The 12,120-nt window shown below is 34.2% G+C and carries 12 protein-coding genes; 2 read left to right on the top strand and 10 right to left on the bottom strand.

All coding sequences use genetic code 11. The features are described 5' to 3' along the window. Nucleotides 1-44 precede the first annotated feature (44 nt). The 9 genes from LO744_RS03930 to LO744_RS03890 all read right to left on the bottom strand — a co-directional run bounded on the left by LO744_RS03930 (nucleotide 45) and on the right by LO744_RS03890 (nucleotide 9,097). Nucleotides 45-845 carry an enoyl-CoA hydratase/isomerase family protein gene (locus LO744_RS03930; RefSeq protein ID WP_230667272.1) on the bottom strand — a complete coding sequence of 267 codons (801 nt, stop codon included), beginning with the start codon at nucleotides 843-845 and terminating at the stop codon, nucleotides 45-47. A gap of 105 nt (nucleotides 846-950) precedes the next feature. After that, entirely contained in the window at nucleotides 951-1,415 is a 465-nt protein-coding gene (gene paaD / locus LO744_RS03925) for a 1,2-phenylacetyl-CoA epoxidase subunit PaaD (RefSeq protein ID WP_034679200.1), read from the bottom strand. A 96-nt stretch (nucleotides 1,416-1,511) separates the two neighbouring features. After that, a complete protein-coding gene (gene paaC / locus LO744_RS03920) occupies nucleotides 1,512-2,261 on the bottom strand; it encodes a 1,2-phenylacetyl-CoA epoxidase subunit PaaC (RefSeq protein ID WP_230667271.1) in 750 nt (249 codons plus the stop codon). 110 nt (nucleotides 2,262-2,371) lie between these two features. Then, nucleotides 2,372-2,653, bottom strand: coding sequence for a 1,2-phenylacetyl-CoA epoxidase subunit PaaB (paaB, locus tag LO744_RS03915; protein WP_039364405.1), 282 nt, complete (start codon nucleotides 2,651-2,653; stop codon nucleotides 2,372-2,374). Between the two features lie 109 nt (nucleotides 2,654-2,762). Then, complete coding sequence (gene paaA / locus LO744_RS03910; RefSeq protein ID WP_230667270.1) at nucleotides 2,763-3,701, bottom strand: 1,2-phenylacetyl-CoA epoxidase subunit PaaA; 939 nt, start codon at nucleotides 3,699-3,701, stop codon at nucleotides 2,763-2,765. A 114-nt stretch (nucleotides 3,702-3,815) separates the two neighbouring features. After that, on the bottom strand, nucleotides 3,816-4,901 hold the full coding sequence (locus LO744_RS03905) for a 2Fe-2S iron-sulfur cluster-binding protein (RefSeq protein ID WP_230667269.1): 1,086 nt from the start codon (nucleotides 4,899-4,901) through the stop codon (nucleotides 3,816-3,818). Next, nucleotides 4,898-6,217: a phenylacetate--CoA ligase family protein gene (locus tag LO744_RS03900; protein ID WP_230667268.1), complete on the bottom strand. Its 1,320-nt coding sequence runs from the start codon at nucleotides 6,215-6,217 to the stop codon at nucleotides 4,898-4,900. The genes LO744_RS03905 and LO744_RS03900 overlap by 4 nt, the downstream gene beginning before the upstream one ends. 563 nt (nucleotides 6,218-6,780) lie before the next feature. After that, the gene (locus LO744_RS03895) at nucleotides 6,781-8,112 is read right to left on the bottom strand and encodes a carboxylesterase family protein (protein ID WP_230667267.1); all 1,332 of its coding nucleotides are present in this window, start codon (nucleotides 8,110-8,112) and stop codon (nucleotides 6,781-6,783) included. Nucleotides 8,113-8,194: 82 nt separating this feature from the next. Beyond that, nucleotides 8,195-9,097, bottom strand: coding sequence for a helix-turn-helix domain-containing protein (locus LO744_RS03890; protein ID WP_230667266.1), 903 nt, complete (start codon nucleotides 9,095-9,097; stop codon nucleotides 8,195-8,197). Nucleotides 9,098-9,453: 356 nt separating this feature from the next. Here LO744_RS03890 and LO744_RS03885 point away from each other — a divergent pair, with 356 nt between their 5' ends. Continuing rightward, the gene (locus LO744_RS03885) at nucleotides 9,454-10,506 is read left to right on the top strand and encodes an NAD(P)-dependent alcohol dehydrogenase (protein WP_230667265.1); all 1,053 of its coding nucleotides are present in this window, start codon (nucleotides 9,454-9,456) and stop codon (nucleotides 10,504-10,506) included. 184 nt (nucleotides 10,507-10,690) lie between these two features. Here the strand turns inward: LO744_RS03885 and LO744_RS03880 are convergent, their stop codons facing one another. Further along, nucleotides 10,691-11,053 carry a winged helix-turn-helix transcriptional regulator gene (locus tag LO744_RS03880; protein ID WP_317207245.1) on the bottom strand — a complete coding sequence of 121 codons (363 nt, stop codon included), beginning with the start codon at nucleotides 11,051-11,053 and terminating at the stop codon, nucleotides 10,691-10,693. A gap of 100 nt (nucleotides 11,054-11,153) precedes the next feature. On the opposite strand from LO744_RS03880, the gene LO744_RS03875 reads away from it, so the two are divergent. Then, entirely contained in the window at nucleotides 11,154-12,038 is an 885-nt protein-coding gene (locus LO744_RS03875; protein WP_230667264.1) for an NmrA family NAD(P)-binding protein, read from the top strand. Nucleotides 12,039-12,120 lie beyond the last annotated feature (82 nt).

The raw sequence follows: 12,120 nt of genomic DNA, 5'->3' as shown, positions 1-12,120 counted from the left end.
TTATAAACTAATTTCTAACCTCTAATTTCTAAATTCTATAATTTTTATTTTCCTTTATATTCAGGTTTTCTTTTTTCTAAAAAGGCACTTACTCCTTCTTTAAAATCTTCTGTTTCTGCTGCTTCCTGCTGTAAATCACCTTCTAATTCCAACTGTTCTTTTAAGGTGTTGTTATAAGAATTAGCGAAAGCTTTTTTGGTTAATTTTAAACCAACAGTTGGCATATTTGAAACTTTTTCTAAAATTTCTAATGATTTTGAATTGAATTCTTCTTCAGAAAAAACTTCAGCTACCAAACCATAAGATTTTGATTCTTCTGCCGATAATTTTTTTCCTGTAAATGCTAAATAATTGGCCAGTTGTCTTCCCAATAATTTTGGCAAGAAATAAGTTCCTCCCGTATCAGGAATTAATCCGATATTTGAAAATGCCTGAGAAAAATAGGCTTTATTATTGGCTAAAACAAAGTCACAAATTAACGCCAACATAGCACCCGCTCCTACTGCAGGACCATTTACTAATGCAACGACAGGTTTTTTGCAACGTGTAATTTCCATTACCAAAGGATTATAATAATCTGTTACAATTCTTCTGATAATATCGTTATCATGATGCTCACTACCTTGAACAAATGCATCATCCAAATTCTGACCAGAACAAAAAGCTCTTCCTCTACCCGAAATTGCCACACATCTTACTGTAGGGTCATCACTACATTCTTTAACAAAATCTCTTAAATCTGATAAAGAGGGTTTTGTCAATGCATTCATTGTTTCCGGTTGATTCAGGTAAGCGATTTTAAGCTTTCCGTCAAAGTGTGATTCAATATCAAGTTGTGTGTACATAGTTTATAATTTTTTAATTTGAAAATTAGAGAATTTGAAAATTTTTAGTCCACAACTAATTTACTCATTTTCAAATTAGCAAATTAGCACATTTTCAAATTAATTTTAATGACATTTAAAATAATCAAATGGCTCTAAACAGTCTAAACATTGATACGAAGCCTTACATAAAGTAGACCCGAATCTGCTAATCTGTTTTGAATTCATAGAACCACAACGCGGACATTTTTTCGGTTTCCCAATGTGATGTTCGTCGGCTCCTTTTTCGGGAGGTGAAATTCCGTAAACACGAAGTTTTTCTCTCGCTTCATCTGTCAACCAATCTGTCGTCCAAATCGGAAACATTTTGGTGACTACTTTCGCATCCCACCCATTTTCTTTCATGATTTTCATGATGTCTTCCTCAATGGTAAACATAGCGGGGCAGGCAGAATAAGTCGGCGTAATCGTTACTTCACAAGAATTTTCGCTCGTAACTTTTGCTTCTCTTACAATACCCAATTCCACAATATTGATGACCGGAATTTCCGGATCGGGAACTAATTCTAATATTTCTAAAGGATTTTTCATAATTAATTTGAAAATTTGAAAATAAGTGAATTTGAAAATTGAAGACTTTTCGCCATTTTCAAATTGACATATTTTCAAATTAACTCATTATTTTTTTTACCAAGTACAACCAGGATACGCTCTCTGCATATACTGCAATTCACAAAGCATAAATCCGAAATATTCGGTGTGATAACCTGTTCTTGATTTTGGTTGCATGAAAGGGTTTGCTGGATATTCTAAACCGAAATCTGCAAAATCTTTCTGTGTAATGGCAAGAAAATCTTCGTAAAGAACATCTGTATTGGGAGCGATATTTAAAGCTACTAAATCATCTTCTCCTTCTGTTTTTGCAAATAAACCTTTGGTGTATTCCCAGATATTGTCTAGAGATTTTACCAAACGTGCTTTACTTTCTTCTGTTCCCTGAGCGAAAATTTTCATCCAAGATGCAGCGTGAGTATAGTGGTATCTCACTTCTTTCAAAGATTTCTGAGCAAGTGCAGAAAGCTCTTCATTCGCAGAATTTGATAATGCTTCGTACATTAATTTCTGATATACTGCGAAAACATATACTTTTAAAATCGTCTGAGCATAATCTTCGTTTGGAAGTTCTGTCCAGTGTGCGTTTACATACTCGTGCTCGTATCTTAAAAATGCTAAATCATCTTCACTTTTACCGTTATCAATCACTCTTGAAGCGTAAACGTAAAAATTATTCGCCTGTCCAAGTTCATCCAAAGCGATGTTCGTTAATGCAATATCTTCCTCCAAATAAGGACCTTCACCGCACCACGCAGACAAACGCTGTCCCATAATGAAACTGTCGTCTGCTAGTTTTAATAAATAATTATATAATGGGTTCATTGTTAATCAATTTAAAGACAAATAGATGATAGACTGATAGACTGATAGAAAATAGACAAACAAACCTTAATGTCTTTTATCTATTCGTCTATTATCTCCAAAGTCTTTTATTACATATTTTTTACATCATTAGGAATATCGTAGAACGTCGGGTGACGATACAATTTGTCATCAGCCGGGTCGAAGAAAGCTTCTTTATCCACTCCTTCTGAAGTCACAATATATTTACTTGGAACAACCCAAACAGAAGTTCCTTCTTTTCTTCTTGTATAAACGTCTCTTGCATTCTGCAAAGCCATTTCTGCTGTTGGAGCCTGTACAATTCCAACGTGTTTGTGAGATAATCCCGGTTTAGTCTGAATAAACACTTCCCACATATCTAAATTTGCCATAATTAATTTGAAAATTAGGTAATTTGAAAATTTGAGAATTACGCAATTTGAAAATTAAAACACAATAATGGCATTTTCAAATTAGCACATTTTCAAATTAGCACATTATTTATATTACTTCTTGTTGTTGTTTTTCTGCAAAAGCTATCGCCGCTTCTTTTACCCAAAGGTTTTCCTGCTGCGCTTTTACTTTTGTCTGTAATCTTTTTTTGTTACAAGGACCATTTCCTTTTAAGATTTCCATGAATTCATCCCAAGGAAGTTCACCGAAATCGTAATGTTGTCTTTCCTCATTCCATTTCAAGTCTTTATCGGGCATGGTTAATCCTAAGAATTCAGCCTGAGAAACCGTAACGTCGATAAATCTTTGACGAAGACTGTCGTTACTTTCTCTTTTTACTCTGTAATTCATAGAGATTTTAGAGTTTGGAGAACTGTCGTCATTTGGACCAAACATCATTAAAGCTGGCCACCAGAAACGATTTAACGAAGCCTGAGCCATTTCTTTTTGCTGTTTTGTTCCACGGCAAAGCGCCATTAAAATCTCATACCCTTGTCTTTGGTGGAAAGATTCTTCTTTACAGATTTTTACCATCGCTCTTGAATAAGGACCATAAGAATTCCCCATCAACATTACCTGGTTCATAATCGCAGCACCATCAACCAACCATCCGATTGCTCCAATATCTGCCCAACTCAACGTCGGATAGTTGAAAATACTTGAATATTTCGCCTTTCCTTCCAACATATCGTCATAAGTTGCGTCTCTATCAGCTCTAATTGTTCCGTTTCCTAAAGTTTCAGTTGCAGAATACAAGTATAAACCGTGGCCTGCTTCATCCTGAACTTTAGCCAAAAGAGCCATTTTTCTTCTCAATGAAGGCGCTCTTGAAACCCAATTGGCTTCAGGCAACATCCCGACAATTTCAGAATGTGCGTGCTGTGAAATCTGACGAACCAATAGTTTTCTGTAATCATCGGGCATTACATCTTTTGGTTCTACTTTATTTTCGTCGTGTACATATTGTACAAATTTTTCTAAATCCATCTCTTTTTAATTTGAAAATTAATTAATTTGAAAATTTGAGAATTAGGTAAATTGAAAATTGAAACACAATAATGGCATTTTCAAATTAGCACATTTCCTCATTTTCAAATTCTATTAAACATCATAATTTAGCATCACCACATTCGTTGTTGGGTGACACTGACAAGTAAGAACGAAGCCTCTGGCTACTTCTTCTTCCGTAAGCGCGTAGTTTTTCTCCATGAAAACTTCTCCTTCGAGAACTTCCGCTTTACACGTACAACAAACTCCTCCTTTGCAAGCAAAAGGTACTGGAAGATTGTCTTTCAATGCTTTATCTAAGATACTTTCTTTTTTAGAATTCAAATGGAAAGAATACTCATCATCATCAATGATTACCGTTACCATACTTTCTATATTGGCAATCGCTTTGAATTCATCGCTCATTTCCGCAGTATCTTCTTCATCCGGAGCCGAGAAATATTCAAACAAAACCTGAATGGCAGGAACTTTTTTATCTTTCTTTAAATAATCAGCAATTCCTTTAATCATTTCTGAAGGTCCACAAATAAAGAAAGTAGATTCTTTTACATCGATATCTGCATATCTTTCAAAAAGATGGTCTAGCTTTTCAGGAGAAATTCTACCTTCAAAAATTGGGTCTGCATGTGCTTCACGACTTACCAAATAAACAACTTTCAGTCTTCCGTTAAAAGTTTCTACCAACTTATCGATTTCAGCCTTTTTCATCACCTGACTCATGCTTCTGTTGCTGTAGAACAAATAAGCATTTGAATTCGGCTCCTGATAAAGACTTTCTTTAATATTCGATAAAACTGGAGAAATTCCGCTTCCTGCAGCCAAACCAACGTAAGTTTTCACGTTTGTCGGGTGATAAGACGTATTGAAACCGCCCATTGGAGGCATTACTTCAAGAATTTCATCCATATGAAGATGTTCGTTGAAATAACCTGAAACTTTTCCGTTTTCTAAAAGTTTAACCAAAACTTCCAGCGTGTTACTTTTTTCACTTGGAGCATTACAGATTGAATATGAACGACGCTCTTCATTACCGTCAATCATCATTTTAAAGTTAAGATACTGGCCTTGCTTGAATCTGAATTTATCTTTCAGCTCATCAGGAATTTCAACAGCTACATTCACGGCATCTGTTGTATCTTTCTGAACCCTAACGGTTTTTAATTTATAAAATGAATTCATTTTGTTTTTAGTATTCTATTAATTTTTCCACCTTCGCATTTTGGAAGACTGTCTTGAGCATGAATTTTCACTTTCGTGGTGATTCCTACTCGTTTTTTTATTTCGTTTTCGATGCTTTTGCCAAAGTTTCCGACAAAAATAGCATAATCATCGGTATTTTGATTTAATTTTTTTGAAGCAATTAATTCGTCATCAATTTCAACATCAATATCCAAAGCAACACACATTTGTTCTTTCTCAATCGGTGTTAAATAATAATTAGGAACGACCCCTTCCACATGAGAAAATGCTTCTTCAATCTGACTCGGATATACATTTACCCCTCTTACAATCAACATATCATCAGCTCTTCCAAGAATGGGTTTCATTTTAACCATTGTTCTTTTCGAGTTTTCGTCATAAAAAAGACTTGTGATATCATTCGTCCAATATCGTAAAAGCGGCATTGCTTTTTTTGTCAAAGTCGTAATTACCAAAACACCTTCTTCTCCAAATGGAACGGGTTGTTTTGTAATGGGATCTAAAATTTCAGGATAAAAATGATCTTCCCAAATATAAGCTCCTCCTTTTTCCTCAAAATCTTCCATTGAAACTCCAGGACCTATGATTTCACTTAACCCATAAATATTGGTTGCATGAACGCCCAATCTTTCTTCGATGTGATGTCTGATAATCTCCGTCCAAGGTTCTGAACCTAAAACAGCATATTTTAAACTAATTTCATCTGCCGAGATCCCTCTTTTTGCAAATTCATCAGCGATTGTTAATGCATAAGATGGCGAGCAACAAATCACTTCCGGTTTAAAGTCTATAATTAAATCGACCTGTCTTGTCGTCATTCCTCCAGAAATCGGAAGAACGCTCATTCCTAATTTTTCAGCACCGTAATGAAGTCCTAATCCACCGGTAAAAATTCCGTAACCATAAGCGTTGTGTAACTGCATTCCAGGTTTTGCTCCGGCTGCATTTAAAGATCTTGCAACCACTTCGCTGAATAAATCAACGTCTTCTTTTGTATATCCTACAACCGTTGGTTTTCCTGTTGTTCCACTTGAACAATGAATTCTTTGCAATTCATTTTTGGGAACGGTAAATAATCCGAACGGATAATTGTCTCTTAAATCCTGCTTGTAAGTAATCGGAAGTTTCGTAATATCTTCAATTGTCCTTATTACGTCAGTTGATATTTCTAATTCTTCAAATTTTCTTTTATAAAAATCTGACTTCTGCTCTAAATAGCTCACCAAATTCACCAATCTTTCCGATTGGAGCTGTCTCAATTGGTTGAGCTCTAAATATTCAACTGAAAAATCCATACTTGTAGCTAACTAACATTTGTTAGGTGTAAATTTAAAAAGAATTTGCAACGTGACAAAATTTTTATGACATTCGTCATATTTTGAATAATTCTAAATAATTAAATGAAGGTTGAGATTGATTGTAAGGTTGGTTCTATGATGACTTTGTCATATAAAGCAGAACGAAGCGCAACGAGGAATGTTCCCAAACCCATTTAAAGATAAAGAGATTCCTGCGGAATATTAAGTTTCGGCTAAAGCCATTGAAGAATTTCGATTGTATTAGTGGGCTGAAGCCTACCTCTATTGAATCATTTAACGTATTTTTATAATCTTAGTTGTCATCGAATTAATTCAATAGGACTGAGCTTCAGCCCATTTACACATTGCAAATATTCCTTCGGCTTTAGCCAAAACTTAGTGTAAATTTTGGATAAAGCCAATTTTACTCAAGTCAATGTGATGAATGAGTTTGATTTTATATCGAGTTCACATTAAAATAAACTTCACAGATTTTAATGCGTTTGGTTTAAATAAACCTGCTAATCTACGAGATAAATTATTTAAATTTAACCTGGTTCTTACACTTTAAAAACTTCAAGTATTTCAGGTCTCTCAGAATCATCAGAGATCTTTCCGGTATTGGCAAATTCAGTCCAGAGTTTTCTTAGTTTTTTTCCGTTTTCATCCATATATTTCCAGGGAATATTTTTTAAAATTCCGGCATTTTTCCAGGCAGATTCATTCCCAAAAATAAAAGGCAAATCAATCGCATGAGCTCCTAAAAAATAATTTGAAACCATAAAACGTGGATAAATTCTAAATAAATATAAATTTCCACCAGCACGGGCAAAGTCTTTCGCAAAATCTTCTGCCGGTTTTCCATAAATAATTTCTGTAGTCGTACGAATTGCTCTATTTAAAACCTTTACGGGAAAATATTTATTTATCGTATCTGAAGTTTTTAGATAGAAAGACGTTTCTTCATCATTTAAACCTATTAAAACATCAATTTTTTTTGCTTTTTCTTTCCATTTTTCTTCGGCTTCCCATTCATTACACAAAGGAGGAAAACCATATTGCGGCCCGAAAGGCATTGCTGCTTTTAATCCGTATTTCAAAAAAGAAGGAGCAAGATTTTTATAGTTTTCAATGATTTCTAAAATATCCGACTTATCATTAAAAATCTGAGTATTTTTCAAAAATTCAGTAACCATTTTTTGTCGGTTTTTCCTTAAACCCAAAGGAGCACTGTGAATAATTACTCTTTTGAATAAATTTTCGATTCCGTCTGAAAGAAGAAGATGGGCGATGAGATCTCCACCTGAAGACTGTCCAAAAAGGGTAATATTTTCTGAATCTCCACCAAAAGATTCGATATTATTTTTAATCCATTTCAGAGCTTCAATCAAATCAAACAAGCCTAAGTTAGCAGGTTTTTCTTCGTTTCCACCTAGAAATCCAAAAATTCCTAAGCGGTAAGAAACCGTTACAACGATAACATTTTGCTCTTTTACCCAATCGGTGGGATCAGCAGTAGGGATATCACCACAGCCAATTTCGTAAGAGCCGCCATGAATCCAAACAATGACAGATAACTTTTCGTTTTCTGCACAATTTTCTGGTCTGAAAACTGAAATAAATTGAGGTGATTCATCCACTTCAAAATTATCTAAATTGGTCTTACCAATCATTTTTTCTAAAAGCGGACTTATATTTTGCGGACAAGCAGGTGTTTTCTCAGGAAACATAATTTCACCAAGCGACGGCTGTACAGCAATCGGTTTTTTAAATCTTTCAGAATATGCATAACGGATATTTTTAGCTTTTAAAATTCCGTTTTCTCTGAAAGCAATAATTCTTCCAAAAGAAGTGTAAAAAGTATGTGTACCCTTAGTTTGATTTGTGCCCATTGGTTATCTCTTCAAGCAATAAACTTTAAATCTGTTTACGAATACAATTTACAAATTTTGTTTCTTGTATGCTATCAAAAATTTAGTTTAGAGATTTAAATATACTTGGAGAAACTCCCACCTTGCTTTTGAATAATCTTGTAAAGTGCTGTGGATATTTAAAACCTAAATCATAAGAAATTTCACTGATGGATTTTGAAGAGTCAAAAATCTGATCTTTGGCGACATCAATCAGTTTATTATGAATATATTCCTGGGCAGAAATCCCAAGTTCTTTTTTAATAAGATCACCAAAATAATTGGCAGAAAGATTGAGTTGCTCAGCAAAATAATTGACCATAGGAAACCCTAAATTCTTAGGTTTATCTGATTTTAAATAATCATCTAAGGATTTTTCAAACTTTCCTATAAAATTCTGATTAACGTGATCTCTCGTGATAAACTGACGGTCGTAGAAACGCATACAGTAATTCAGAAACAATTCAATATTGTTTACAATTAATGATTTGCTGTGTTTATCGATGGATTGTTCAAGTTCGAATTTGATGTTTTTAAAACATTCAAGAATAGTCTCTCTTTCTTTTTCTGAAAGGTGTAATGCTTCATGAACATCGTAAGAAAAGAAATTATAATCTTTGATGTTTTTACCCAAATTGGTTCCTTTAATTAAATCAGGGTGAAAAATCAAGGCAAAACCTGCAGGCTGAATGTAAGCATCTGCATTATAAATTCCGTAAGTCTGTCCCGGAGCAATAAAAACCAAAGTTCCTTCCTGATAATCATAGCTGTGTTTTCCGTATTGTATGTCGCCGCACATCACATCTTTCAGAAAAACGGTATAGAAACCAAACTGCCTTATATGCTGACAAATAGGATCTGACTTCGAAAAATCAACTACACTTACCATCGGGTGCAGCGTTTCATGTTTCAGCATTTTATTATATTCTGAAACATTATTAAAAACCTCAACCACTTGATTTTCCATGAAATCTACTTTAAATTTTAATTCAAAATTATAACTTTCTGATCGACATTTTAAGTTGTAAGTAAAATTGGTAAATCTTTCTGTAATTTGTATAAGTATTTTTACCTTTAAACTGTCGAATTTTGTAATAGAAAAAATTAATACATAATAGAAAACTTAAAATGTTTTTTAACCGCAAAAGAATCAAAAGAAATGATTGAAATAATAGAATTTTAAAAGTTTACAAAATGAAAAATTTTCATTTATCGCTTGTTTTGTTAGCTTTTGAATAACTTATCCATCATAAAATATTTTGTCGCTTTTGCGGTTAAAAAATATCATATACTTAAGAACAGAAAATTAAAACTTAAAAATAAATGAACACATTCACTGTAAAAGCTTTCGGTGCGGAATCTAAAACTGCCGATTTAGCAGAAATGACCATCGTAAGGAGAGAAACCACATCAAAAGATGTAGAAATTGAAATTATGTACTGCGGAGTTTGCCACTCTGATCTTCACACTGCAAGAAATGACTGGGGAGGATCGAAATATCCATCTGTTCCCGGACATGAAATTATCGGAAAGATTACAAAAGTAGGAAGTGAAGTATCAAAATTCAAAGTAGGTGATCTTGCCGGAGTAGGTTGTATTGTAGATTCTTGCGGACATTGCGATAGCTGCAAACAAGATTTGGAGCAATACTGTTTAAATGGTTTCGTAGGAACATATAACGGAAAAGATGAGCATTTGGGAGGTCATACTTTCGGAGGATATTCTCAAAAAGTTGTAGTCGATGCGGAACATGTTTTAAGAATTCCTGAAAACTTAGATTTGGCTGCTGTTGCACCTCTTCTTTGTGCGGGGATTACAACATGGTCACCTCTAAAACACTGGAAAGTTGGAGCCAATTCTAAAGTTGCCGTTGTAGGTTTAGGTGGATTAGGACACATGGCGATTAAATTAGCAAAAGGTTTGGGTGCTGAAGTAACTTTATTCTCAAGAACTCCTGGGAAAACGGAAGATGCTAAAAAATTGGGTGCAGATCATGTCGTTATTTCTACGGATGATTCTCAAATGGATTCTGTAAAAGGAAAATTTGATTTAATTATCGACACAGTTCCTTACGATCATGATGTAAATCCTTATATCACGACTTTAAATATCAACGGAACTCATGTTTTGGTAGGATTTATTGGTAAAATGGAAGACAGCTTGTTTACTCCAACAATGATTATGGGAAGAAAATCTGTTGCAGGATCAGTAATCGGAGGTATTGCCGAAACTCAGGAAATGCTTGATTTCTGCGGTGAACATAATATTGTATCTGAAATTGAAATCATCAAAATGCAGGACATTAACGAAGCGTATGAGAGAATGCTGAAAAGCGATGTGAGATACCGTTTTGTGATTGATATGCAGTCTTTGTAGTTTTCAATCTTTAAAATATTGGAGACTCTTCATTTTTTGGAGAGTCTTTTTTTGAAGTAAATATTATTAGCTTTTGGCTAAAGCCTAAATTGGATGATTGATTTTTCCGAGGATTTAATTAATTATTTTTAAATATCCTGTCTTTTTACTTTCGCAAAATCCACTCCTTCAAAGAAGAGGAATTTTATTTGTACTCACCTTCCATTTCTTTGAAAGCCCATTCTGCCATGGCTTGAATAACGGGAATTAATCCTTTTCCTGATTCACTTAAATTATAAGTTACGTGCGGCGGAACCACAGGTTTTGCCGTTCTTATGACTAATCCGTCATTTTCCAATTGCTTTAAATGCTGGATGAGCATTTTTTCTGTAACCGCAGGAATAGCCCGTTTTAGTTCACTGTATCTTTTATCACCTGTCGAAAGATGATATAAAATAATCGGTTTCCAATAGCCGCCAATCTTTTCCATCACATACGTTACCGGACAAAGACCTAATGCAATTTTTTTATTCTGTTGAATAGTAGAACTTTCTTTAATAGCTGCCATAATACATACTTTAGGGTAAGTACTTGTATAAAAGTATGTACAAATATACCTTTGTTCTCATAAATAAAAAATATTTATCAACGAAAAAATAAAAATTATTATGAAAATTATCATCACAGGTTCGTTAGGAAATGTAGCAAAGCCTCTTACTCAACAATTAATCGCAGAAGGCCACGACATTACCGTTGTAAGCAGCAATGAATCTAAAAAAAATGAAATTGAAAACTTAGGAGCTCAAGCAGCGATTGGCTCTATCACTGATTTAGATTTTTTAGTACAAACATTTGAGGGAGCAGATGCAGCATTTTTAATGACTCCCCCAAACATGGGCGGAATAAACATTGTGGAAAACACCATTAATGCAGGAAAAAATTATGCAGAAGCTATCAATCTGACTAAAGTAAAAAAGGTGGTCATGTTGAGCAGTATCGGTGCAGAATCTCCTGTGGAAAACGGACCGATTAAAGGTCTTCATTTTATCGAAAAACTCTACAATAATCTAGAAAACACATCAGTAACATTCCTAAGAGCCGGATATTTTTACTTAAACTTTCTTAATGATATTCCTTTGATAAAAAACGCAGGAATTATCGGAGCTAATTTCCCTCAAGATGCGAAAGTTCCGTTGGTACATCCTACAGATATTGCCAAAGCTGCAGCTGAAGAGTTAGTTAAAGATTCTGAGGGCAAAAATGTAAAATATATTGTAAGTGATGAACTTACAGGTACTGATTTTGCCCAAGTTTTTGGAAAAGCCATCGGCAAACCAGAACTTCCATGGATTGAGTTTAAAGATGAAGATTCTCTGAACGGAATGCTTCAAGCCGGACTTCCTCAGGAAATGGCCGAACTCTACACCGAAATGGGAAGAGGAATAAGAACGGGAATTGTACAGAAAGATTTTATTGAGCACGGTTCTGTTGTTGATGGAAAAGTTAAATTGGAAGATTTTGCTAAGGAATTTGCAGGTAAGTTTAATGCTTAATCTATTTTGGTTAATTTAATAATTTCGGCGAGCCTTTGGCTCGCCGAAATTATTTGCTGATTTTTTTATTGATAGGATTTTA

It is taken from the genome of Chryseobacterium turcicum (genome assembly GCF_021010565.1).
Taxonomy (GTDB): Bacteria; Bacteroidota; Bacteroidia; order Flavobacteriales; family Weeksellaceae; genus Chryseobacterium; species Chryseobacterium turcicum.
The sequence above is the reverse complement of the archived record's forward strand: the minus strand, read 5'-3'. Positions and strand labels throughout refer to the sequence as shown.

Coding starts and splice junctions, on each gene's coding strand:
- LO744_RS03930 (WP_230667272.1), bottom strand. CDS start 845: ATGTACACACAACTTGATATTGAATCACACTTTGACGGAAAGCTTAAA.
- paaD (WP_034679200.1), bottom strand. CDS start 1,415: ATGAAAAATCCTTTAGAAATATTAGAATTAGTTCCCGATCCGGAAATT.
- paaC (WP_230667271.1), bottom strand. CDS start 2,261: ATGAACCCATTATATAATTATTTATTAAAACTAGCAGACGACAGTTTC.
- paaB (WP_039364405.1), bottom strand. CDS start 2,653: ATGGCAAATTTAGATATGTGGGAAGTGTTTATTCAGACTAAACCGGGA.
- paaA (WP_230667270.1), bottom strand. CDS start 3,701: ATGGATTTAGAAAAATTTGTACAATATGTACACGACGAAAATAAAGTA.
- LO744_RS03905 (WP_230667269.1), bottom strand. CDS start 4,901: ATGAATTCATTTTATAAATTAAAAACCGTTAGGGTTCAGAAAGATACA.
- LO744_RS03900 (WP_230667268.1), bottom strand. CDS start 6,217: ATGGATTTTTCAGTTGAATATTTAGAGCTCAACCAATTGAGACAGCTC.
- LO744_RS03895 (WP_230667267.1), bottom strand. CDS start 8,112: ATGGGCACAAATCAAACTAAGGGTACACATACTTTTTACACTTCTTTT.
- LO744_RS03890 (WP_230667266.1), bottom strand. CDS start 9,097: ATGGAAAATCAAGTGGTTGAGGTTTTTAATAATGTTTCAGAATATAAT.
- LO744_RS03885 (WP_230667265.1), top strand. CDS start 9,454: ATGAACACATTCACTGTAAAAGCTTTCGGTGCGGAATCTAAAACTGCC.
- LO744_RS03880 (WP_317207245.1), bottom strand. CDS start 11,053: ATGGCAGCTATTAAAGAAAGTTCTACTATTCAACAGAATAAAAAAATT.
- LO744_RS03875 (WP_230667264.1), top strand. CDS start 11,154: ATGAAAATTATCATCACAGGTTCGTTAGGAAATGTAGCAAAGCCTCTT.